Annotated in this window: 16 protein-coding genes; 6 read left to right on the top strand and 10 right to left on the bottom strand. The window is 65.7% G+C overall.

What is annotated here, in order from left to right; genetic code table 11:
• Positions 1-207: 207 nt before the first annotated feature.
• Positions 208-1,728 carry a choline-sulfatase gene (gene betC, locus AC1DX5_RS04280; protein WP_478014314.1) on the top strand — a complete coding sequence of 507 codons (1,521 nt, stop codon included), beginning with the start codon at positions 208-210 and terminating at the stop codon, positions 1,726-1,728.
• A 118-nt stretch (positions 1,729-1,846) separates the two neighbouring features.
• Here betC and choV read toward each other — a convergent pair whose 3' ends face one another.
• Complete coding sequence (choV, locus tag AC1DX5_RS04285) at positions 1,847-3,049, bottom strand: choline ABC transporter ATP-binding protein (protein WP_478014315.1); 1,203 nt, start codon at positions 3,047-3,049, stop codon at positions 1,847-1,849.
• Positions 3,046-4,806 carry a choline ABC transporter permease subunit gene (gene choW / locus AC1DX5_RS04290; protein ID WP_478014316.1) on the bottom strand — a complete coding sequence of 587 codons (1,761 nt, stop codon included), beginning with the start codon at positions 4,804-4,806 and terminating at the stop codon, positions 3,046-3,048. The genes choV and choW overlap by 4 nt, the downstream gene beginning before the upstream one ends.
• 189 nt (positions 4,807-4,995) lie before the next feature.
• Here choW and betB point away from each other — a divergent pair, with 189 nt between their 5' ends.
• On the top strand, positions 4,996-7,032 hold the full coding sequence (gene betB / locus AC1DX5_RS04295; protein ID WP_478014317.1) for a betaine-aldehyde dehydrogenase: 2,037 nt from the start codon (positions 4,996-4,998) through the stop codon (positions 7,030-7,032).
• An 18-nt stretch (positions 7,033-7,050) separates the two neighbouring features.
• Positions 7,051-8,703, top strand: a complete 1,653-nt coding sequence (gene betA / locus AC1DX5_RS04300; RefSeq protein ID WP_478014318.1) for a choline dehydrogenase — start codon at positions 7,051-7,053, stop codon at positions 8,701-8,703.
• Between the two features lie 6 nt (positions 8,704-8,709).
• Here betA and AC1DX5_RS04305 read toward each other — a convergent pair whose 3' ends face one another.
• From AC1DX5_RS04305 to AC1DX5_RS04315, 3 genes are read right to left on the bottom strand one after another with little or no spacing between them, the layout of a single operon-like run.
• Positions 8,710-9,204, bottom strand: coding sequence for a prolyl-tRNA synthetase associated domain-containing protein (locus tag AC1DX5_RS04305; protein WP_465176780.1), 495 nt, complete (start codon positions 9,202-9,204; stop codon positions 8,710-8,712).
• Positions 9,201-10,253 carry an HAD family hydrolase gene (locus AC1DX5_RS04310; protein WP_478014319.1) on the bottom strand — a complete coding sequence of 351 codons (1,053 nt, stop codon included), beginning with the start codon at positions 10,251-10,253 and terminating at the stop codon, positions 9,201-9,203. The genes AC1DX5_RS04305 and AC1DX5_RS04310 overlap by 4 nt, the downstream gene beginning before the upstream one ends.
• Positions 10,250-12,310: a phosphocholine-specific phospholipase C gene (locus AC1DX5_RS04315; RefSeq protein WP_478014320.1), complete on the bottom strand. Its 2,061-nt coding sequence runs from the start codon at positions 12,308-12,310 to the stop codon at positions 10,250-10,252. The genes AC1DX5_RS04310 and AC1DX5_RS04315 overlap by 4 nt, the downstream gene beginning before the upstream one ends.
• A gap of 306 nt (positions 12,311-12,616) precedes the next feature.
• Between AC1DX5_RS04315 and AC1DX5_RS04320 the strand changes: the two genes are divergently transcribed.
• From AC1DX5_RS04320 to eutC, 3 genes are read left to right on the top strand one after another with little or no spacing between them, the layout of a single operon-like run.
• On the top strand, positions 12,617-14,992 hold the full coding sequence (locus AC1DX5_RS04320) for a TonB-dependent receptor (protein WP_478014321.1): 2,376 nt from the start codon (positions 12,617-12,619) through the stop codon (positions 14,990-14,992).
• Positions 14,993-15,050: 58 nt separating this feature from the next.
• Positions 15,051-16,451: an ethanolamine ammonia-lyase subunit EutB gene (locus AC1DX5_RS04325; RefSeq protein WP_478014322.1), complete on the top strand. Its 1,401-nt coding sequence runs from the start codon at positions 15,051-15,053 to the stop codon at positions 16,449-16,451.
• Positions 16,444-17,190, top strand: a complete 747-nt coding sequence (eutC, locus tag AC1DX5_RS04330; protein WP_478014323.1) for an ethanolamine ammonia-lyase subunit EutC — start codon at positions 16,444-16,446, stop codon at positions 17,188-17,190. The genes AC1DX5_RS04325 and eutC overlap by 8 nt, the downstream gene beginning before the upstream one ends.
• 184 nt (positions 17,191-17,374) lie before the next feature.
• Here eutC and AC1DX5_RS04335 read toward each other — a convergent pair whose 3' ends face one another.
• From AC1DX5_RS04335 to AC1DX5_RS04355, 5 genes are read right to left on the bottom strand one after another with little or no spacing between them, the layout of a single operon-like run.
• Positions 17,375-17,878, bottom strand: coding sequence for a sarcosine oxidase subunit gamma (locus AC1DX5_RS04335; RefSeq protein WP_465173458.1), 504 nt, complete (start codon positions 17,876-17,878; stop codon positions 17,375-17,377).
• Positions 17,871-20,732: a 2Fe-2S iron-sulfur cluster-binding protein gene (locus AC1DX5_RS04340; RefSeq protein WP_478014324.1), complete on the bottom strand. Its 2,862-nt coding sequence runs from the start codon at positions 20,730-20,732 to the stop codon at positions 17,871-17,873. The genes AC1DX5_RS04335 and AC1DX5_RS04340 overlap by 8 nt, the downstream gene beginning before the upstream one ends.
• A complete protein-coding gene (locus AC1DX5_RS04345; RefSeq protein ID WP_478014325.1) occupies positions 20,729-21,043 on the bottom strand; it encodes a sarcosine oxidase subunit delta in 315 nt (104 codons plus the stop codon). The genes AC1DX5_RS04340 and AC1DX5_RS04345 overlap by 4 nt, the downstream gene beginning before the upstream one ends.
• A 1-nt stretch (position 21,044) precedes the next feature.
• The gene (locus tag AC1DX5_RS04350) at positions 21,045-22,298 is read right to left on the bottom strand and encodes a sarcosine oxidase subunit beta family protein (protein WP_465176785.1); all 1,254 of its coding nucleotides are present in this window, start codon (positions 22,296-22,298) and stop codon (positions 21,045-21,047) included.
• Complete coding sequence (locus AC1DX5_RS04355) at positions 22,295-23,542, bottom strand: aromatic ring-hydroxylating oxygenase subunit alpha (RefSeq protein WP_478014326.1); 1,248 nt, start codon at positions 23,540-23,542, stop codon at positions 22,295-22,297. The genes AC1DX5_RS04350 and AC1DX5_RS04355 overlap by 4 nt, the downstream gene beginning before the upstream one ends.
• Positions 23,543-23,547 lie beyond the last annotated feature (5 nt).

Below are 23,547 nucleotides of genomic sequence, written 5' to 3' on the forward strand. Positions count from 1 at the left end.
CCGGGCGCCCGGGAGCGGCCATTTGCCTGGCACCACCGGGGACACCCCATAGACGGAGTATCATCGCGTCCGCCGCTGCTGGAAAGACCCTGTTGTGCGGCGCAGCGAAGTAAAAGCGCTTCTTATGCGGGGTATAACGAAAGCCGACTTCACAGCATCAAGGGCAAGCGCCAAGCATCGGCTTTTCGCTCGCATCGGGATCAGTGCATGGCTGGCGCCAAACCCAATATCCTGATCCTGATGGTGGACCAGATGGCGCCGGGCGCCCTGCCCGCCTATGGCAACATGATCGTCAAAAGCCCGAACATCGACCGGCTGGCCAAGACCGGCGTGGTGTTCGATTCAGCCTATTGCAACAGCCCGCTCTGCGCGCCGTCGCGCTTTTCGTTGCTTGCGGGCCTGCTGCCGTCGCGCATCGGCGGCTATGACAATGCCTGCGAATTCCCGGCCGATCGCCCGACCGTCGCGCATCACCTGCGGCGTCGCGGGTATCGCACGATCCTTGCCGGCAAGATGCACTTTGTCGGCCCGGACCAGCTGCACGGGTTCGAGGAGCGGCTGACCACCGACATCTAYCCGGCCGATTTCGSCTGGACGCCCGACTGGACCCGGTTCGACGAGCGGCCAAGCTGGTATCATTCGATGGATTCGGTGCTGAGCGCAGGCCCGTGCATCCGGACCAACCAGCTCGACTATGACGAGGAAGTGAGCTTCGTCACGCGCCGCAGGCTGTTCGAGATCGCGCGCGACAGCGACGACCGGCCCTTCTTCATGGTGATGTCGCTCACCCACCCGCATGATCCCTTCGCGATCCCGCAGCGTTACTGGGATCTGTACGACCATGCCGGGATCGGCCTTCCCCGCGTCAGCATCCCGATCGAGCGGCAGGACCCGCATTCGCTTCGGCTGCGGCACGTCTGCGGGCTCGACCTGGACGAGGTCACCGATGAGCAGGTCCGCGCCGCGCGGCATGCCTATTATGGCGCGATCAGCTTCGTCGACGAGCAGATCGGCGCTGCCCTCGAAACGCTCGCCGAGACGGGCATGGCCGACGACACGATCGTGCTGCTGATCGGCGATCATGGCGAAATGCTCGGCGAGCGTGGCCTCTGGTACAAGATGAACTTCTTCGAGGGAGGCGCGCGCATTCCGATGATCGTCAATGCGCCGGACAGATTCGCCCCAGGGCGCGTGGCGGAGAGCGTGTCGCTGGTCGACCTGTTGCCGACGCTGATCGATCTCGCGGGTGGCGAAGACGACGCCGGCACCCCGCACGACGGCACCAGCCTGATGCCGCATCTGGCCGGCCAGCCCGGCCATGACCTGGTGCTGGGCGAATATCTCGGCGAGGGCGCAATCGCGCCGATCGTGATGATCCGCCGCGGACCGTTCAAGTTCATCCACTCGCCGGTCGATCCCGACCAGCTATTCGATCTTGCCGCCGACCCGGACGAACTGGTCAACCTCGCGCCGTCGCCCGACCATGCGGCACTGGTGGCCGACTTCCGGCGCGAGGTCACGGCGCGCTGGGATCTTGGCCGGATCGAGGCTGAGGTGCTGGCGAGCCAGCAGCGCCGCCGCCTGGTCGCCGCCGCGATGGCCGAGGGCAAAAGGACGTCCTGGGATTATCAGCCCCGCCGTGATGCTTCGCAGGAATATGTGCGGGGACATATGGACCTCGAAGAGCTCGAAGCCTCGGCCCGATTCCCGCGGGTTCGCAGCGAATAACGATCCAGCTGAAGCAAGTTCAGCATGACGGCAGGTTTGTCATGGAACGAACTTAAGGTTCAGGGCACCAGGTTTCGGCCTTCGCCGGGGAAGGAGAAGGGTGAGGCGGGCGCGTCCGTCAGGCCCCGGCGGGGCTCTGCCGCAGCGCGCGCAGGATGTCGGTGCCCGAGCAGACACCGACGAGCCGGCCGCCTTCGACCAGCAGCACCGGATGGGCGGATTCGGCGCAGATGCGGATCAGCGTGCGCACCGAGATGCCGGCCGGGCATGCGACGACGGCGTCGGGAAAGGCGTGGTGCGCATCGGGATCATCGATCGTGGTAATGGCATGCGCCTCGCCGGCGATGGTCAGGCTACCCAGTCCCTCACCTTCCACCAGCCGGTACAGGCCATGCTCGTCGAGATGGATTTCGCCGTCCCGCGCGACCAGTCCAGCCGCCGGGCGCATCACCGATGCGCCGTTCATGACGTTGAGCGGGTTCATGTGGCGCACGAACTCGGCGACATAGTCGGTCGCCGGACGCAGCACGATATCCTCTCCCGAGCCGCTCTGGATGATATGCCCGCCTTCGAGGATCGTCACCTGGTCGCCTAGCTTCAATGCCTCGTCGAGATCGTGGCTGACGAACAATATGGTCTTCTGGACCTGCTCCTGCAGGCTCAGCAGCTCGTCTTGCAACTTGGCGCGGATCAGGGGGTCGAGCGCGGAAAAAGGCTCGTCCATCAACAGGATATCGGCGTCCGTCGCAAAGGCACGAGCCAGGCCGACGCGCTGCTGCATGCCGCCGGAAAGCTCGCCGGCATAACGATCGGCCCATTTGTCGAGACCGACCAGGGCGAGGCGTTCGTCCACGATCTCGGCGATCTCCGCCTTGGGCGTGCCCCGCAGCTCGAGGCCGAAGGCGACATTCTCGCGCACGGTGCGCCAAGGCAGCAACGCGAATTGCTGGAACACCATCGCCACCCGGTTGCGGCGGATATGGCGCAGCGTCGCCTCGTCGCAATCGGCGATATCCTTCGATCCAAGACCATCGCGCACCAGCACATGCCCGCGCGTCACCTTGTTGAGCCCGTTGGCCGCCCGCAACAGAGTCGATTTGCCCGAGCCGGACAGCCCCATCAGCACGGATATCTTGCCCTGTTCGACCACCAGGCTGGCGTTGGTGACACCGAGCACGACATTGGTCTGCCGCGCGATCTCGGCGCGGTCGGCACCCTGGTCGAGCAGCTTCAGCGCCGTCGCCAGGCTGTCGTCATGCCGCTTGCCCTGCCCCTTGCAGAACAGGATATCGACATTGCGGAATTCGAGCGCGACGGTCATGGCGTTCCCTTCGCGTCGTTGCGCGTGATGCGATCGAGGATGATGGCAAGCAGCACGATGGCGAAGCCGGCCTCGAAGCCCATGCCGACCTGGACCGTGTTGAGCGCCCGCACCACCGGCACGCCCAGCCCGCCGGCCCCGACCAGCGCGGCGATCACCACCATCGACAGGCTGAGCATGATGCACTGGGTGATGCCGGCGACGATCGATTGCCGGGCCGCGGGCAATTCCACCTTGGTGAGCAGCTGCCAATTGGTCGCGCCGAAGGACTTGCCCGCTTCCAGCAAGGGCGTCGGCACTGACATGATGCCGAGCTGAGTCAGGCGGATCGGCGCGGGCAAGGCGAAGATGATCGTCGAGATCAGCCCGGGCACGACGCCGAGCCCGAACAGTACCAGCGTCGGGATCAGATAGACGAAGGTCRGCAGCGTCTGCATCAGGTCCAGCACGGGCCGGAGCATGTCGAACGCCCGCGGCCGATGCCCCGCCCAGATGCCGATCGGCACCCCGATCACGGTCGAGACCGCGGCGGCGAACATCACCAGCGACAGCGTCTCCATCGTCGCTGCCCAATAGCCCTGGTTGATGATGAACAGCAGCGCGAGCGGCACGAAGATCGCAAGCGCGACGGAGCGCCGCAGATAATAGGCAAGCCCCGCCATCAGCGCCACGAAGAGCAACGGCGGGATGAACATCAGCACCGCGGTCAGCGCATTGACCGACGACCCGACGACCGTCGTGATCAGCGCGAAGATCGCGGCATGGGTTTTAATGCCCTCTACCAGATCGTTCATCCAGACCCCGACCGGGATCTTGTGCTCGGTGATGAAGCTGCCCCGCGCCGCCGGGGCGAGCGCCGCCATCACAGCCGCGTCGCCCGGCTTGCCGTCGAACGTCGTCACGCCCTTCAGCCAGGTTCGCACCTTGTCGGGGTGATCCCGCAGCCAGTCGCGCGCGGCGATCGTCGGACTGCCCTTCTCGACACCTGCCTCCATCAAGGCATTCTCGTCGCCGACCTCGAAGACCAGGTTCCTGAGCAGGCGCCCGACATTGGGGCATTGTTCGAGATAGCCCGAGCGCACATTGGTATAGACCTTGGCGCCGCCGAAATTCGGCCCGAACACGGCATCACCACCCGACAGGTAGCGCATCTTGAAGCGGCTGTTCATCGGGTGCGGCTGCCAGCCGAGAAAGACGATGGAGCGATGATTGCGCACCGCGCGCTCCACCTCGGCAAGCATGCCCTGCTCGCTGCTTTCGATCAGCTTGAACTGGCCGAGCCCGAACTGGTTCTTGCTGATCATGCCGAGCACCAGCCGATTGCCGTCATTGCCCGGCTCGATCCCGTAGATTTTCGCGCCGAGCGGGCCGGCAAAGCGCTGGATCGAGTCGAAGTTCTTGAGCCCGGCATCGTAGAGATAGGACGGGACCGCCAGGGTGTAGCGGGCATCGACCAGGTTCGCGCGAACCACATCGATCGAATGATCGTCGAGAAAGGGCTTCTGATCGGCCGACTGAGTCGGCATCCAGTTGCCGAGGAAGATGTCGATGTCGCGGTTGCGCATGCCGTTGAAGGTGACCGGCACCGACAGCACGGTAATCCGTCCCTCATAACCCAGGCCACCGAGAAGCTGGGACGCAAGAGCGGTAGTGGCGGTCACGTCGGCCCAGCCGACATCCGCCAGTCTGACCTGCCGGCACAGTGGCGGATCGCCCGCCGCCTCGACTGCGGCGGGAAAGCCGAGTAGAAGAAACACGGCAAGGACTACCGACCTGCTAAACCAGCCCCTTGCCATTGGCGTTTTCCCCGAAAGCCCAAGCTGGCATAGTTGACTAAATGTTCAACGGATGTGCAAGCGCTATGTCTGTTCGAGCGCATTATCTTTGCAACGCCTGATATTGGCGTGCATATTATCGATTGAACGGTGATTCAGGAGACGCGGAAAGTGTTGGTTTCGGCTGCTTCAACGGCGGTATCGAGCGACGATCGGCGCGCGCGCCAATTGATCGAGATGACGATCGACAGCCTGGCCGAGATGGGGTTCGTCGGCACCACGCTGGCGGAGATCGGCGGGCGTGCCGGGGTGTCGCCTGGTCTGGTAGCCCATTATTTCGGTGACAAGAACGGCCTGCTCGAGGCGGCATTCCGTTTCCTGGCCGGTCGCCTGGGCGAAAATCTGCTCGTCCGGCTGGCCAGTGCCGAGGGCCCCCGCGCCCGGTTGCAGGCAGTGATCGACGCCAACCTGGCGCCGGAGGAGTTCGATCCGCGCACCAGCACGGTGTGGCTCGCCTTTTGGGGCCAGGTGCTTCACGCGCCGCATCTGGGCCGCATCCAGCGCGTCTATCAGAAGCGCATGCTGTCGAACCTGCGCTACGCGTTGCGCCAGCTCGTGCCGCCGGCGGACGCCACCAAGCTCGCCGCGATGATCGCCGCGATGATCGATGGCGTCTGGTTGCGAGGCGCCCTTTCCGGCTGGGTCGAGACCGACAGCGAGACGGCGCGCTCCATGCTCACCTCGTTCGTGGACAATTATCTCAGCGACCTGCCGCCTCTTGCCGCCGCGAGGCCAGTGTCGCGCACGGTGATCACGCCGATCAATCCGGCTACCGGCGAGATCCTCGCCAGGATCGCCGTCACGCCATTGGCGGCGGTGGACGCGGCGGTTGCCCGGGCAAAGGCAGCACAGATCGGCTGGGCGGCGATGCCGCCGGTCGAGCGCGGCCGGATCCTGCGCCGCGCCGCCGATATCCTGCGCGCCCGCAACGACCGGCTCGCACGGATCGAGACGCTCAATACCGGAAAGCCGATCCAGGAAACGCTGGCCGTGGACGTCCTGTCCGGGGCGGATTGCCTGGAATATTATGCCGGCGTCGCGGCGACCATCGCGGGCCAGCATCTCGATCTGGGCGCCGGCGCCTTCGGATATACGCGGCGCGAGCCGCTCGGCGTCGTCGCGGGCATCGGCGCGTGGAACTATCCGTTGCAGATCGCCTGCTGGAAGGCGGCACCGGCGCTCGCCTGCGGGAACGCGATGATCTTCAAGCCGGCCGAGCAGACGCCGCTGACCGYGATCGAACTGGAGGACGTGTTCCGCGAAGCCGGGTTGCCCGACGGGGTCTTCCAGGTGGTGCAGGGCTTCGGCGAAACGGGCCGCGCGCTGACCGGCCACCGCGACATCGCCAAGATCTCGCTGACCGGCTCGGTCGAGACGGGCAAGCTGGTGATGGCGGACGCGGCGCGCAGCCTGAAGGCCGTGACGCTGGAGCTGGGCGGAAAATCGCCGATGATCGTGTTCGACGATGCCGGCATCGACAATGCGGTGTCGGGTGCGATGCTCGCCAATTTCTATTCGAGCGGCCAGGTCTGCTCGAACGGCACCCGCGTTTTCGTGCAGCGGTCGATCCTGAAAACCTTTCTCGACCGGCTGGTCGCGCGCACCAGCGCACTGCGGATCGGCGATCCGCTCGACCCCGATACGCAGATCGGCCCGCTGGTCAGCGAGGCGCAGATGGAATCGGTGCTCGCCCATATCGCGCGCGCGCGGCACGCCGGCGTGCGCCTGGTCCATGGCGGCGAACGGCGAGTCGAGGGCGCGATGGCTAGCGGCTATTATGTCGAACCGACCATCTTCGAGGCGGCCGACGATCGCCCGGCGATCGTGCGCGACGAGGTGTTCGGCCCGGTCATGACCATCCTCGCCTTCGACGACGAGGAGGAAGTGATCGCCCGCGCCAACGCCACCGAATTCGGGCTGGCCGCGGCGGTGTTCACGGCGGACCTGACCCGGGCGCACCGCGTCATCGCGCGTCTCCAGGCCGGGACGTGCTGGATCAATCAATACAACATAACCCCGGTCGAAATGCCGTTCGGTGGCATGAAGGCGTCGGGGCTGGGCCGCGAGAATGGCCTGGCCGCGATCGAACATTATACGCAGCTGAAGAGCGTCTATGTCGCCATGGCCGATATCGACTGCCCTTACTGACGCCATTCGGGAATCCAGGTGGAATACGATTACATCATCGTCGGCGCCGGATCGGCCGGTTGCGTCCTGGCCGACCGGCTGAGCGCCGATGGGGCCAACCGCGTGCTCGTGCTCGAATTTGGCGGATCGGACCGGTCGGTATTCATCCAGATGCCGAGCGCGCTGTCGATCCCGATGAACAAGGCCAAGTATAACTGGCAATATGAGTCCGAGCCCGAGCCGCATCTCGGCGGGCGGCGCATGCATACGCCACGCGGCAAGGTGCTTGGCGGCTCCTCGTCGATCAACGGGCTGGTCTATGTCCGCGGCAACCCGATGGACTTCGAACGCTGGGAGGAAGAAGGCGCAGCCGGCTGGGGCTATCGCCATGTCCTCCCCTATTTCCGGCGCGCCGAGACGCGCGAGGAAGGCGGTAACCTCTATCGCGGTGACGAAGGCCAGTTGCACACCCGCTACGGGCCGATGACCAACCCGCTCTATCAGGCCTTCCTCAATGCCGCCGAACAGGCCGGCTATCCACTGACCGACGACATCAACGGCGAGCAGCAGGAAGGCTTCGGCCGAATGGACATGACCGTCCATCGCGGCCGCCGCGCAAGCGCCGCCAACGCCTATCTGAAGCCGGCGATGGGCCGTCCCAATCTGACGGTAGAGACTCATGCGCTCGCCACGCGCATCCTGTTCGAGGGCCGCCGCGCGGTGGGCATCGCCTATCGCCAGCATGGCGCCGAGCATCAGGCACAGGCGCGGCGCGAGGTCATTCTTTCGGGCGGCCCGATCAATTCGCCGCAATTGCTCAAGCTCTCGGGCATCGGCCCGGCGGCGGAGCTGAAAGCGCACGGCATCGCCGTGCTCCATGACCTGCCCGGCGTGGGGGAGAATTTGCAGGACCATCTGGAATTCTATTTCCAGAAGGAATGCCTGCAGCCGATCACGCTCTATTCGTCGATGAACTCGCTGGCCAAGCTGGCGATCGGGGCGCGCTGGCTGCTGCGCAAGGATGGGCTCGGCGCCACCAACCATTTCGAGAGCTGCGGCTTCATCCGCAGCCGGGCGGGCATCCCCTATCCCGACATCCAGTTCCATTTCCTGCCGCTCGCGGTGACCTATGACGGGCGCTCGCTGGCGAAAGGCCATGGCTTCCAGGCGCATGTCGGGCCGATGCGATCAAAGAGCCGCGGCAATGTCACGCTGGCGTCGTCGGAGGCGGGCGACAAGCCGGTCATCCGCTTCAACTATATGAGCCATCCCGACGACTGGGCGGAGATGCGCGCCTGTGTCCGGCTGACGCGCGAGATTTTCGCGCAGGACGCGCTCGCGCCCTATTCGGGGCGCGAGATCCAGCCGGGCGAGGACGTGACCAGCGACGAAGCGATCGATGCCTTTGTCCGCGATCATGTGGAAAGCGCCTATCACCCGTCCTGCACCTGCAAGATCGGCAGCGACGACGATCCCATGGCGGTGGTCGATGCCGAATTGCGCGTGCGCGGCGTCGAGGGATTGCGCGTGGTGGATTCGTCGGTGATGCCGTCGGTGACGACCGGCAATCTCAACGCGCCGACGATCATGATCGGCGAAAAGGGCGCGGATCACATCCTCGGGCGGCCGCTCGCCCCGGCCTCCAACGCGCCCTTCTATACCGCGCCTGAGTGGAAAACGGCGCAGCGCTGACCGGCGTTACGGCTGCAGCACCACCACCTGCGGCGGATGATTCCAGCGATCGAGCATCGCGACCAGGTCAGCGAACGCCATCGACAGGGTCGCGGTGTTGCGCAGCGGGTGCACGTTGATCGTGCCCGCGGGATCGAACGCCGCATCAAGCACGACCGATACGTCGCCACCTGTATCGTTGATCGCCGCCAGCGGCGTGACCGAACCGGGCTCGACGCCGAGCAGCCGCAACAGATGCTCGGGCCGGGCGAAGGAGAGCTTGCCCGCGCCAGTCTGCTGGCCGATGAACTTCAGGTCGGCGCGCCGGTCATGCGGCATGGTGACGAGCCAGAAACGGTCCTTGCCGTTCTTCAGGAACAGATTCTTGGTGTGGGCCCCGGCGATGCGATCATGCAGGCCGGCGCTTTCGTCCACGGTGAAGACGGCCTCGTGTTCGTGGACGGTGCACGCGATGCCGGCGGCATCGAGATCGGCCATCAGGCGGGTTTCGTCGGGCGTCATTGGCCAAGCTCGCTTTGTGTTACCGTCACCCAGCCCGTATCGGCGGCGATCGGCGGGGTGAGGCCGGCATCGCGCTCCATCGCGGCGCGCGCAACCCGCTTCTGCGCCAGCTCGGGCGTCGCGCTGCCCTTGCGGTCGACCCAGATCCGCACGCCGCCGGCATAATAGAGCATCGGCCAGTCGCTCCGGCTGTCCCCGGCCGCGAGGAGGGGGCGGCGGACCGGATCGATATAGGCCTGGATGCCGGCGACCTTGCCTTCGTGCCAGGTCAGCGGCGACCAGAGTGTCGAGGTGAGGATCATTCGGGCATTCAACGCCGCCGGATACTGCGCGTCGAGATAATGGCCGTTGGCGATCTGCTGGCGCGCGGTGGTCACGCTGTTATCGTCGGGATTGCGCAGCAACTGGGTGACGCCGATCACATTTTCCGGCGCGACATCGAAGCCATAGGCCGGATCGGACACGATCGCCCGGACCAGTTCCTCCAGCGAAGCGCTGACGACATAGACCTTGATGCCGTGCGCGCGCAGATAGGCCATCAACTGGCGCTGCGCCGGGAAGATCGCGGGCGCGAACACCGTGCCGTCGACCTGCTTGCCGTCCCTGGCATGGCGCACCAGGATCGGCGCCTTCGACACCATCATCGCGTCGACATCGCGCTTCAGGGCAGCGAGCGGCCGGCCGGCAAAGACCTGCGCGATCCAGGGATAGCAGAGCTTCTCGTCGATATCGCACATCCGCTCATAATAGCCGTACAGGCTCTCGCCCGGCAGTAGCGGGATCGGCTTTAGCGAGGGATCGAGCGTCGCGACCGACAGCACGCCCTTGTTTTCGAGAAACGGCAGCAGGCCTTCCTCGACATCATTCTTCCACAAGGTGTTGTCGGCATCGAAGGTCGCGTACGAGCCCGGCGGCGCCTTGGCGACAACGCCTTCGATCTGCGCGCGGGCCGCCGCCGGCCAGAGATCGAGGTCCGCGGCCAGGGCCGTGCCGGAGAAGAGAAGCCCTGCGGCCATGCCGAGAAGGCCGGCGACACCCCGCGCGGTCACGCCGGCACCTGCGCGCCGATGGCGGGATCCGATTTGCTCGGCTTGCCGGTCTCGACATGGCCCGCGAAGCGCCGCCGCCAGGTCGATCCCGGCGTTTCGACGAGCAGGTCGTACCAATGATCGTTGCGCGCGATCGGATAGCGGATGACGCGCGACGCGCCGGCGGCGAGATCGACCGGCCGGACCGGCGCCGTGCCATAGGCCAGAGGGCGAAGCGTGAGCCGGCAGGCCGCTGGGCCATGATTGGCCAGCTTGACGAGCAGCGTGCCGCCATCGGCGCTCGGCTCGACCATCGCCTCGGCGCCGGCGCCCTCGCCGGAAAACTCCCGCAGGAAGCCGTTCGGGCCATGCACCGCGAACGCTGTCGCCGGGGATGGCAGGCCCGGCAGCTGATCGGCGATCGTTTCGCCCGCGCCGACGGTGTAGAACCAGGGACCGGCCGCGCCGCCCGCGGCATAGACGTTGAAGACCGCGGCCGCCGCGCCCCTGTTGACGAAGGCGAGCGTCAGGCCGGGCTTGCCGTCAGCGACCGCATGCACGTCCAACGCATAGGGCAAGGCGCGCGCCGGGCGCTGGCCGGTCTCCTGTTTGGGCAAGGCCTGAGTCGCGGGAACGACCGGTGCGGGAAGTTTGGAAGAGAAGGTCACGCGCGCGATATAATCGGCGGTGCCGGGGAAGCCGCGCATCGCCGAGGCATCGGGATCGGCGAAGTCGAACATCGAGGTCAGGTCGCCGGTGATCGCGCGCCGCCATGGCGAGATATTGGGCTCCATCACCCCGAAGCGCCGCTCGAGGAAACGGATCACCGAGCTGTGATCGAAGATCTGCGAATTGACCCAGCCGCCACGCGTCCAGGGCGAGACGATCAGCAGCGGAACGCGCACGCCAAGCCCCACGGCCTGCCCCTTGTAGCTCTCCCCGGCCGTGTCGACCGTGCTCAGCCCCATGCTGCGGTCGGTCGCCGGCAGCGGCGCCGGCATATGATCGAAGAATCCGTCATTCTCGTCATAGTTGATGATGAATGCGGTCTTGGCCCACACTTCGGGATTGGCGGTGAGCGCGGCGAGCAGGCGGTCGGTCAGCGATTCCCCGCAGGCGGGCGGCGCTTCGGGATGTTCGGAATATTTGGCTGAGGCGACGATCCAGGAGACCTGGGGCAGCCGGTTCGCCGCGACATCGGCCGCGAAGGCCGATACCAGATGCTGCGCTTCGCTCTCCTTCGCGTTCGCCGCGGTCGATCCCGGGACGATCGCCCTGCCCCGCACATAGAGATCGTCGTCGGTCTTCAGGCCGCGAAAGGCCTTGAAATAAGCGAGCGAATTGTCACCGAAATTGTCGAATTCCTGATAGACGCGCCAGCTGATGCCGGCCTGTTGCAGCCGCTCCGCATAGGTCGTCCAGCCGGCCGCCTTGAAGCCCGGTCTGTCGCGTGCGGCATCGCCGGTCCAGTTGCCGTCATCGGCATTGTCGACCGCCTGCCGGCCCGCGTCCCCGACCGTCAATCCGCTGGTCCCGGTGAACAGGTACATGCGGTTGGGATTGGTCGGTCCGTGGATCGAGGCATAATAGCCGTCGCCCACGGTGAAGGCATCGGCGAGCGCGTGGTAGAAGGGGATGTCCGCGCGCCGGAAATAGCCCATCGTCAGCGGAGTCTTGTGCTTGATCCAGCAATCGTAGCGCGCCCATTCCGCCCAATCGCCCTTCCAGCTATGGTCCAGGCTCTTGATCAACGGGCCGCTCGTCGTCCGGCTGTCCATCAGGAACGGCAGGACATGGCCCGCGCCGTCAGGCCTGGGCTGGCGGAAGACGCTGTCGCCCGAGGGCAATCTCACCGGGCGTGGATCGCCATAGCCGCGCACGCCGTTCAACGTGCCGAAATAATGATCGAACGAGCGGTTCTCCTGCATCAGGATCACCACATTCTCGACATCGGCGATCGACCCGGTCCGGCGGTTGGCGGGCAAGGCCAGCGCCCGGCCGATCGAGGCGGGCACGGCGCCCGCCGCGCTCAATCCCGCTATGGTCTTCAATATCTGTCGGCGGTCACGCAGCGGCATGGCGACTCCCTTGATCCTCGATCGTGACGAACCGTCCCGGACACATTGAACCACCTATCAATGTTGGCAAGCGATTCGATGTTGCGCTGCGGCGGCGGCGCATCGAACGACCCGGGGCTGTCATCAAAATGGCATAATTCTCCTAGTAATAGGCCAAATCTGTTGCTTTCGCGCCACAGCTTGAAACCAGCTTCAATCAAGCGACGGCGCGCGGCGAATTCGCTTGATTCTGTTGCGACGCAGCAACAGACTTCGCGCCATCGCCGGACCTCGCACTTCAATCCGGGCCATAAGGGGATAAGTGACATGCGCCTTTCGAAGACTGTGCTGCTTACAGGCTCCATGCTGAGCGCGATCATCCTGCCCCAGGCAGCTTTCGCCCAGGAGGCGACCGAGCCGGCGGCACAGGCCGCGCCCAGCGAGGACACTCCCGACATCGTCGTGCTCGGCTTCGGCCAGAGCCGTCAGGTGCAGAGCGTCAGCGCCATCGATATCGAGCGGATCGTGCCCGGCGCCAGCCCGCTCAAGGCCATCGAGAAGCTGCCCGGCGTGAACTTCCAGTCGGCCGACGCCTTCGGCAATTACGAATGGGCGGTGCGCATCTCGCTGCGCGGCTTCAACCAGAACCAGCTCGGCTTCACGCTCGACAACATCCCGCTCGGCGACATGAGCTATGGCAACGTCAACGGGCTGCACATCAGCCGCGCCATCATCTCGGAGAATATCAGCCGAACCGAAGTGGCTCAGGGCGCGGGCGCGCTGGGCACCGCGTCGACCAGCAATCTCGGCGGCACCATCCAGTTCTACAGCGACAACCCAAGGGACACACCCAACGTAACCGGTTCGGGCACCTATGGGTCGGACGACACCTGGCGTGGTTATGCCCGGCTCGATTCCGGGCTGATCGGCGAGCGGTTCAAGGGTTATGTCAGCTATGCCTATTACAAGACCGACAAGTGGAAAGGGTTCGGCGAACAGCGCCAGCAGCAGGTAAACGCCAAGCTAATGGCCGATCTCGGGCCGTTGGGCGACATCTCGGCCTATTTCGCTTTTTCCGACCGGCATGAAAACGACTATCAGGATCTCAGCCTGGACATCATCAAGCGGCGCGGCCTCAACGACGACAATATCAGCGATGATTATGGCACTGCGCTGAAACTGGCTCAGGTCTATCAGAATCAAGCTGCGCTCGCCGCCTATCAGGCAGCCCATAACGGTTCTTCCGTGGGCTTTACGGCGCCCTATGCGGGCATCGGCTTCACCTTTCCCGCCGGTTTCGGCACCGTCGACGACGCTTATTATGACGCAGCTGGCCTACGCCGCGACTATCTCGGCGGGGTCACGGTCAACGCGAATCTCGCCCCTGGTCTAACCATGAAGACCACCGGCTATTATCATGTCAACAAGGGCCAAGGCTCCTGGATCACGCCTTATACGGCGACTCCTCTGGGCGCCCCAAATGTGGACGGCACGCCGATCACCAACCCCGCCGCAATCTCGTTCCGCACCACGGAATACGGCATGCATCGTGGCGGGGCGCTCACCTCGGTCAGCTATGAGAGTGGCATCAACACCTTAGAAATTGGCGGCTGGTACGAGAGCAATACCTTCAACGCATCACGCCGGTTCTACGGCATGACCGCAGGCACCACCTCCAATCGCCCGGCGATCGATTACCAGAGCAACCCCTTCTTCATTCAATGGGACGGCAAATACGACACCGAGACGGTGCAATATCATGTCGAGGACACGATCAAGCTACTCGAGGACGACCTCGTCCTGAATGGCGGCTGGAAGGGCGTTCGTGTCGTCAACAAAGGCGTCCTGCGCGTCGGCACGCTCGCCTCGGGTCGTCTCGAGGCGAAGGACTGGTTCCAGCCACAGGCCAGCATCCTGTATCATGCCACGCCCAGCACCGAGCTCTTCGTCAGCTATACCGAGAATATGCGCGCCTTCGTCGCCTCGGGCGGCGCGGCGCCTTATTCCGGCACGCAGGTCACCTTCGACGCGATCAAGAACACGCTAAAGCCGGAAACCTCCAAGACGATCGAAGGAGGCATCCGCTTCCGCTCCGGCGGCCTGCAGGCTTCGGCCGTCGGCTATTATGTCAACTTCAGTGATCGCCTGCTGGCGTTCTCCATCGGTTCGGGCATCGTCGGTAATCCGCCCACGCTGAACAATGCCGGCAGCGTCCATACCTATGGCGGCGAAATTTCCGCGAATTACCGCTTCATGCAGGCGCTGTCCCTGTTCGCCAGCTATTCCTACAATGATTCAAAATATCAGGATGATGTGAAGGACTCGAAGGGTGTCGTCCTCTCCGCGACGGCCGGCAAGACGGTCGTCGACAGCCCGAAGCACATGCTCAAGGGCGAGATCGTCTATGATCAATATGGCTTCACCGCCCGCGTCGGCGCCGATTATATGAGCAAGCGCTACTTCACCTATCTCAACGACCAGTTCGTCCCGGCGCGGCTGACGATGGACGCCAGCATCGGCTATCGCTTCGGCGGCGATGGCGCGCTGCACGGCGTTTCGATCACCGGCAACGTGACCAACCTGACCGACAAGAAATATATCGCGACGATCGGGTCGAACGGCTTCACCGCGCTCGGCGACAACCAGACGCTGCTGGCCGGCGCACCGCGCCAGTTCTTCGTTACGGTGAAGAAGGGCTTCTGATACGGTTGCGGTGGGATGACCCGCGGTCATCCCACCGTCGATCGTCCGGAGGCCTCTAATGCCAGCCTATGAAGTCGATCTGGCCGGCACCCGCTACCATTTCCAGAGCCTCGCCCAGGTCCTTGCCGCGGCGACGCCGCCACGCTCGGGCGACCAGCTCGCCGGGATCGCCGCGGAAAGCGCGGAACAACGGGTCGCCGCGCGCTGGCTGCTCGCGGACCTGCCGCTCGCTGTCTTTCTCGACGACCTGCCGATCCCCTATGAGGACGACGAGGTCTCGCGCCTCATCATCGACTCGCACGATCGCACGGCGTTCGCGCCGATCGCGCATCTGACGGTCGGCGGCTTTCGCGAATGGCTGCTGGCCGAAGGCACCGACGACGCGGCGATCTCGACCGTGTCGCGCGGCGTCACGCCGGAAATGGCCGCCGCCGTCTCGAAGCTGATGCGCAACCAGGATCTGGTCGCGGCGGCGCGCCGGATCCGGGTCATCACCGCCTTTCGCGATACGATCGGCCTGCCCGGTCGCCTTTCGGTTCGCCTGCAGCCCAATCATCCGACCGATGACCCGACCGGCATCGCCGCCTCGATCCTCGACGGGCTACTGCTCGGCGCGGGGGATGCCGTGATCGGCATCAACCCCGCCGGGGACGATGTCGAGCGGGTGGGCACGTTGCTCGCGATGATCGACGAAATCCGCGAGGGTTTCGATATCCCGACGCAAAGCTGCGTGCTGACTCATGTGACCAACACGATCGAGCTCGTCCGCCGAGGGGCGCCGGTCGATCTCTGCTTCCAGTCGATTGCCGGGACCGCGGAAGCCAATCGCGGTTTCGGGATCGATCTGGCCCTGCTGCGCGAGGCGCAGGACGCGACCCTGGGCCTGGGGCGCGGCACGATCGGCAGCGACGTGATGTATTTCGAGACCGGCCAGGGCTCCTGCCTGTCGTCCGATGCGCATCACGGCGTCGACCAGCAGACGCTGGAATGCCGCGCCTATGCCGTCGCCCGCGCGTTCCGGCCGCTGCTGGTCAATTCGGTCGTCGGCTTTATCGGCCCGGAATATCTCTATGACGGCAAGCAGATCCTGCGCGCCGCGCTGGAGGATCATTTCTGCGGCAAGCTCATGGGCCTGCCGATGGGACTGGACATCTGCTACACCAACCATGCGGAGGCCGATCAGGACGACATGGATACCATCCTGACGATGCTCGGCGTCGCGGGGGTGAATTTCGTGATGGGCGTGCCGGGGGCGGACGACATCATGCTCGGCTATCAATCGACCAGCTTCCACGATGTGCTCTATGCGCGCGATGTACTCGGCCTGAGGCCGGCGCCCGAATTCGAAACCTGGCTGAGCCGGGTCGGCCTGGCCGACGACCGTGGCCGCCTGATCGAGACCGGCCGGCCGTTATTGCCCGGCCGATCCGTCGCGGCCCTGGCGGGATTGCGTGGCTGAGCCGCCCGTCCCCGCCGATCTCCCGTCGCGACTGCGCGCCGCGACCACCGCGCGTGTCGGGCTCGGACGGATCGGCACGGCGCTGCCGACGCGCGCATCGCTCGATTTCCAGCTCGCCCATGCCCGTGCCCGCGACGCGGTGCAGGCGGAACTGGCGCCGGGCAGCTTCGGCGAAAGCATCGCCGGACGGCCGGTGATTGAAGTCCGCAGCCAGGCCGGGACGCGCGCGGATTATCTGCGGCGACCGGATCTCGGCCGCCGCCTCCATGCGGAAGACCGCGACGCGCTTCTCGCGGGCGAGCATGATCTTGCCGTGGTGATTGCGGACGGCCTGTCGGCCACGGCCGTGCTCACACATGCCGCCCCGCTCGTGGAGACGCTGATCGAGCGCCTGCCGGGCTGGCGCATCGCACCAATCGTGATCGCTCATCATGGCCGGGTTGCGCTCGGCGACGAGATCGGCGCCGCGCTCGGCGCGAAAATGCTGGTGATATTGATCGGCGAGCGGCCCGGGCTGAGCGCGGCGGACAGCGTCGGCGCCTATATCACCTGGGCGCCGCAACCGGGGCTGCGCGACAGCGCGCGCAACTGCATCTCGAACATCCGCCCGCCGTACGGCCTCGCTTACGACGATGCGGCCGACCAGATCGCTGCGATCCTGCACGCCGCCCGCGCCGCGGGACTGACCGGCGTGTTGCTGAAGACCGGCGCGCCGACCGCGCTGCCGCCCGCCGGTTAAGCCACGCGCATTAATCTCACGGAGCGTTCGTGAGGGGGCGATCTTCCCCGGCGAAGGCCGGGGTCCAGTTGGGAGACGATCGTGATAAGGCGTTGAGTTTCCTTTATAATGACCTTTCCAACTGGACCCCGGCCTTCGCCGGGGAAGTGAGCGTGTCCGATAGCCCTGGCGTAACGCTGTCGGGCTAAAGCGCGAAATCGCTCGCCGCGAGATCCAGCGCCTCCCAGAGATAGGCGGCGAAGGAGCGCCACACCTCGAGATGGAAGGACTGTTCGCCGGTCCGCCAGAGAATGATTTCCACGCCGTCGAACAAGGTACGGGTGGCCTTGCCGGTCGGAAAGGCCCGCTGAAGATCGAGCGCGCAGCCGGTGAGGAGCAGCACCTCCGCCATGGGTCCTTCGACGGTGAGGCCGAGGTTGCGATGGCCGATATCGGTCAGCGCGTGCACGCCCTCGATCGCAGGCGCGGCCGCGCCCATGGGCAGGAGCAGCAGCCATTCGTCCGGACCAAGGCACAGGGCAGTCCCGCCGCCGAACGCGGAACTTGCCGTTACCTTGCCCGGCAGCCCGGCCGGCGCGCGCGTCCGCACACTGTACCGCGCCAGCGGCGCCGCGAGCGACAGCGTCACGCCCAGGTGGCGCGCCGGCTCCACCGGCACGGGATAAGCGAGTTCCAGCCCCTCAATCACGCAGCCGTACTCCCTCGCGGTCGTAGAAGACGCTGTCCGCGACCGTCACCCGGTGCACGCCCTCCGGCATCGGCACGAACAGGGTCTCGCCGATCCGGGCGCGCCCGTCGGCCACTACCGCCAAGGCGATCGACCGGCCGAGCGCCTCGCTCCAGTAGGAGGAGGTGACATGGCCGATCATCGGCACCGGCATCGGCGCGGCGGGATCGGGCACGATCTGCGCGCCTTCCTCCAGCACCAGCGCCGGATCCTCCGTCAGCAGGCCGACGAACTGCTTGCGCCCCGGCGCCACGATATCGGGCCGCGCGAGCGAGCGGCGGCCGACGAAATCGGGCTTTTTCCTGCCCACGGCCCAGCCGAGCCCGGCATCGTCCGGGGTCAGCGTGCCGTCGGTGTCCTGGCCGACGATGATATAGCCCTTTTCGGCGCGCAGCACGTGCATCGTCTCGGTGCCGTAAGGCACGATCCCGTGCTTCTGTCCTTCCTCGTACAACGCGTCCCACACGGCGCGGCCAAAGCCGGCAGGCACATTCACCTCGAAGCCGAGTTCGCCCGTGAAGCTCACCCGGAACAGGCGCGTCAGCACGCCGCAGATCGTGCCCTCCGCAACACTCATATGCGGCAGCGCTTCGGGCGACAGGTCGATCCCGCCGACGAACGGCGCGATCACGTCGCGGGCACGGGGCCCTTGCAGGGCGATCACGGCATAGTGCTCGGTGGTCGAGGTGAGCCAGACATCGAGGTCGGGCCATTCAGTCTGGAGATAATCCTCCATCATGTTGAGCACGCGGGCGGCACCGCCCGTGGTGGTGGTGACGTGGAAGCGGTCATCGGCCAGGCGCGCGGCAACGCCATCGTCCATGATGAAGCCGTCTTCCCGCAGCAGCAGCCCGTAGCGGCAGCGCCCCGGCGCCAGCGACTTCCACGGATTGGTGTACAGGCGGTTGAGGAACTCGGCGGCATCGGGGCCGACCACCTCGATCTTGCCGAGCGTGGAGGCATCGAACATGCCCACCCCCGCCCGCACCGCGCGGCACTCGCGCGCGACCGCGGCGCGCATGTCCTCGCCGGCCTGCGGAAAGTAGCGTGCGCGGCGCCACTGGGCGACATTCTCGAACACCGCGCCCTGCCCTTCCGCCCAGCCATCGATCGCGGTCTTGCGGACCGGCTGGAACAGCGCGTCCTTGGCCATGCCGGCCAGCGCCCCGAAGGTGGTCGGCGTGTAAGGCGGACGAAAGGTGGTCAGGCCGACCTGCGGCGCGGTACGGTCGAGCGCGCCTGCCGCGACCTGCAGCCCGTTGAGGTTGCTGGTCTTGCCCTGGTCGGTCGCCATGCCGTTGGTGGTGTAGCGCTTGATATGCTCGACCGACCGGAACCCCTCGCGCACGGCTAGCCGGATATCGCGCGCTGTGACGTCGTTCTGGAAATCGACGAACGCCTTGAAGTGGGTCGGATCGTGCGGACCGGGCAAGGCCTCGACGCTCACGCCGCTGCCGGAGATCGCGCCCGAGCAGCTGCCGATACAGGTCACCAGGTCCACCGCGCCGTCGGGCACGAAGGCGCCGAGTTCCTCGCGCCAGGCCAGCGCGCCCTTGCCATGCGACCAGAGATGCACCGTCGGCGTCCAGCCGCCTGCCATCAGCAGTGCGTCACAGGCGATTGTTCGCGTCTGCCGGCCGCCCACCGGCGCAATCGTCACGCCGGTGATCCGCTTCGCCCCTTGCGTGCCGATCACGGCACAGCCCGGGATCATCTTGATACCGAGGTCGATTGCGCGCTCCTTGAGCGCCGGATCGATCTCGGGGCGAATATCGACGATCGCGGCAATGCCCACCCCGGCCTCTGCCAGATCGAACGCCGCCTGGTAGCCGCTGTCATGCGTCGCCATCAGCGCGACCCGCCGCCCGACCGCGACGCCATAGCGGTTGAGATAGGTCCGCGCCGCGCTCGCCAGCATGATGCCGGGGCGATCATTGTCGGCAAAGACGAGCGGCCGCTCGATCGCGCCGGTCGCTAACAGGATCCGCCCGGCGCGGATGCGGTGCAACCGCTCGCGTGGGCCCTTCGCCGCGCCCGCCGGCAGATGGTCGGCCAGCCGCTCGACCGCGCCGACGAAACCGTCATGATAGAGGCCGATCGCGGTGGTGCGCGACAGGCAGGTCAGGTTGGGCGCCGCGCCGAGACGGGCAAGTGCGTCGGCGAGCCAGGCCGCGCGACCCGGTTCGGCCAGCAGCTTGCCGCCCAACTCGGCCTGCTCGTCCAGGATCATCACGCGCTCACCATTGCCGATCGCATCGAGCGCGGCTTCCAGCCCGGCCCGCCCAGCGCCGACGATCAGCAGGTCGACGAAATCATTGGTGGCGGCATAACGATCCGCATCGACTGTGGTCGGCGCCGCGCCCAGCCCCGCCATGCGCCGGATCGCCGGCTCGTAGAGCTTCTCCCAGAAGGAGCGCGGCCACATGAAGGTCTTGTTGTAGAAGCCGGCCGGGAACAGCGGCGAGAAGACATTGTTGATCGCGCCCAGATCGAAGCCCAGCGACGGCCAGCGATTCTGGCTTTCCGCGACCAGGCCGTCATGCAGCTCGACCGTCGTCGCGCGCAGATTGGGCGTGTAGCGCCCCGCCCCGCGATCGATCCCGACCAGGGCGTTCGGCTCCTCGACCCCCGCCCCGAGAATGCCGCGGGGGCGATGATATTTGAACGASCGGCCGACSAGATGCACGCCATTGGCGASCAGCGCGGAGGCGAGCGTGTCGCCCGCCAGCCCGGTCATCGGCTTGCCGTCGAACTGGAAGGTCAGCGTCCGGGCGGGGTCGATCCGGCCGCGATCCTCGACGCGGAACCCGCTCACGTGATTCCCCCGGTCTCGCCGGTCCAGGCATCGGCCTCGCCAAGGCGCGGCAGGCCGGCCTTATAGGTCTGCTCGAAATGGTCGTTCACCGTGTCGCGCACCGCGTTGAAGAAGCGGCCGCAGCCATGGATATGGCGCCAGCGCTCGAAATGCCGGCCGCGCGCGTTGGTGCGCTGGAACAGGTAACCCTCCCATTCGGCATCGTTCAGCGTGTCGGGCTGGGCCGGCCGGGCAATATGCGCCTCTCCGGCATAGCCGAACTCGATCTCGGGCCGGCGTTCGTCGCAATAGGGGCAGTGGATCAGCAGCATCTCAGTGCGCCACCGCGGCGGCGGCCGCTTCGTCGATCAGCTGCCCGGACCGGAAGCGCTCGAGGTTGAAAGGCGCATTGATCGGGTGCGGTTCATCCTTCGCGATCGTCCAGGCGAGCAGGTCCGCCGCGCCCGGAGTCGCCTTGAAGCCGCCCGTGCCCCAGCCGCAATTGACGTACAGACCCTTCACCGGAGTCTTGCCTAGGATCGGCGATCGATCGGGCGTCACATCGACGATCCCGCCCCAGTTGCGCAGCATCTGCATGCGCCGGACGACCGGGAATATCTCGCAGATCGCCGCCAGCGTGTGCTCGACGATGTGCATCGCGCCGCGCTGCGAATAGCTGACATAGGCATCCGTGCCGGCACCGATCACCAGCTCGCCCTTGTCCGACTGGCTCATATAGGCGTGCACCGTGTTGGACATGACGACGCAGGGGAAAAAGGGCTTAACCGGTTCGGATACCAGCGCCTGGAGCGGGAAGCTCTCGAGCGGGAAGCGCAACCCCGCCATCTCCATCACCACCGAGCTGTTGCCGGCGGCCGACACGCCGATCTTTTTCGTGGCAATGAAACCGCGCTCGGTCTCCACGCCCTCGACCGCCCCGTCGGCGCCGCGCCGGATGCCGGTGACGGCGCAATTCTGGATGATATCGACCCCGAGCGCCGAGGCCGCCCGGGCATAGCCCCAGGCAACGGAATCGTGCCGGGCGGTGCCGCCGCGCCGCTGCAGGGCCGCGCCGAGCACCGGGTGCCGCGCGCCCGGATCGATCGACAGCGGCGGGCAATAGGCTTGCGCCTGTTCCGGCGTGAGCCATTCATTGTCGACGCCGTTCAGCCGGTTCGAATGAATGTGCCGCTTGAAACTCTGCACGTCATGGACGTTGTGGGCGAGCATCATCACGCCACGCTTCGAATACATGACGTTGTAATTGAGCTCGGCGGACAGCCCGTCCCACAGCTTGACCGCATGGTCGTAGAGATGCGCGCTCTCGTCATAGAGGTAATTGGAGCGGATGATCGTGGTGTTCCGGCCGGTATTGCCGCCACCCAGCCAGCCCTTCTCGATCACCGCGACATTGGTGATGCCGTGCTTCTTCGCCAGATAATAGGCAGCGCCCAGGCCATGCCCGCCGGCGCCTACGATCACGGCATCATAAGCGGGTTTCGGCGCGGCGTCCGGAAACTGCACCGGCCAGCTCTTGTGATGGCCGATCGCCTTGGCGACCAGCGTCGCGACATTATACCGGATCACGCGCCCCTTGCCTCCAGCGCGGCGCGCGCGCGATCGAGATAAAAGCTCTTGAAATTGCCCACCAGCTTCTCTTCGCGCGAATAAGGGCCCTGGCGATAGCCATCGGTCATGATCCCGAGATGGTTGATCGCACAGAGATGGCTGTCCTGGCGATTGGTCGCGCGCCAGACCGCGGTCAGATTGGCCGGGTCGTAATCCACGCCTTCCTCCGCATCCTCCCGCACCAGCCAGCTGGTCCGCAGCAGCGTCTTGTCGGGCGCAAGCGGCGTCAACGAGAAGGTGACGACATGATCGCAGCAGAAATGGTGCCAGCTATTGGGCTGAGTCCAGACCGAAAGGCTCGAGGTATTCGGCTCCGTGAACGGGCCGAGCAGCTTCGTGCTGGCGATCTTCCCGTCGACCGTCTGGCTCACTGCCCCATTGGCGAGCGGCAACCGGGCGACGCGGTGCCACCAGTCGCCGGGAAACTCGATCAGGTCGTGATAGATGCCGAGTTGCCGCCACTCCTCGCGCTCGGCCGCGATCCGCGCCTGCGAGGCAAGGTCGTCGGCGTCCAGAACCGCGTCTTCCGGCAGGCCCTTTCCGAAACCGCTCGATCCAAGGCACGAGGTCAGTTCGGGATGGTTGCCGTCGCAGTGATAGCATTCGCGATTATTCTCCATCACGAGCTTCCAGTTGGCGTCCTCGATCAGATCGTCCTGGACCGCCACCTTGCAATGCTCGAGATCGTACATGCCGATCTGCGCCGCGATATCCGCCTTGACCCGGTCGATCGGCGGGGGGGTATCGCTGAGGCAGAGGAAGATCAGGCCGCCGATATTTTCGAGCGCCACCGGCGTCAGGCCGAACAGCTGCTTGTCGAAATCCTCGGGCATGTCGCGCGCGGCGAGAAGCCGGCCGTCGAGACCATAGGTCCACATATGATAGGGACACATCAGCCGCGGCGCGCTGCCCGACGGCGCCGAGCAGATGCGCGCGCCGCGATGACGACAGCTGTTGTAAAAGGCGCGAACTTCGCCGTCGCGGCCGCGAACGATGATGATCGAGTTGTTGGCGAGGTCGAACAGGTAATAGTCGCCGGGCTTTTTCACATGCGCGACGGTGCAGGCGTAGAGCCACACCGATTTCAGCATCACCTGCATGTCGAACTCGAACGCCTCGCGCCCGACATAGAGTTGCTGCGGCAAGGTATAGCCGGGGCGATCCTGTTCGAGCAGCGATGCGATATTCTCATAGCCGGACATGAGGA

Source organism: Sphingomonas sp. P2_B6 (genome assembly GCF_056404755.1).

Coding starts and splice junctions, on each gene's coding strand:
- choV (WP_478014315.1), bottom strand. CDS start 3,049: ATGACCGTCGCGCTCGAATTCCGCAATGTCGATATCCTGTTCTGCAAG.
- AC1DX5_RS04305 (WP_465176780.1), bottom strand. CDS start 9,204: ATGACGCCCGACGAAACCCGCCTGATGGCCGATCTCGATGCCGCCGGC.
- AC1DX5_RS04315 (WP_478014320.1), bottom strand. CDS start 12,310: ATGCCGCTGCGTGACCGCCGACAGATATTGAAGACCATAGCGGGATTG.
- AC1DX5_RS04320 (WP_478014321.1), top strand. CDS start 12,617: ATGCGCCTTTCGAAGACTGTGCTGCTTACAGGCTCCATGCTGAGCGCG.
- AC1DX5_RS04325 (WP_478014322.1), top strand. CDS start 15,051: ATGCCAGCCTATGAAGTCGATCTGGCCGGCACCCGCTACCATTTCCAG.
- AC1DX5_RS04345 (WP_478014325.1), bottom strand. CDS start 21,043: ATGCTGCTGATCCACTGCCCCTATTGCGACGAACGCCGGCCCGAGATC.
- AC1DX5_RS04355 (WP_478014326.1), bottom strand. CDS start 23,542: ATGTCCGGCTATGAGAATATCGCATCGCTGCTCGAACAGGATCGCCCC.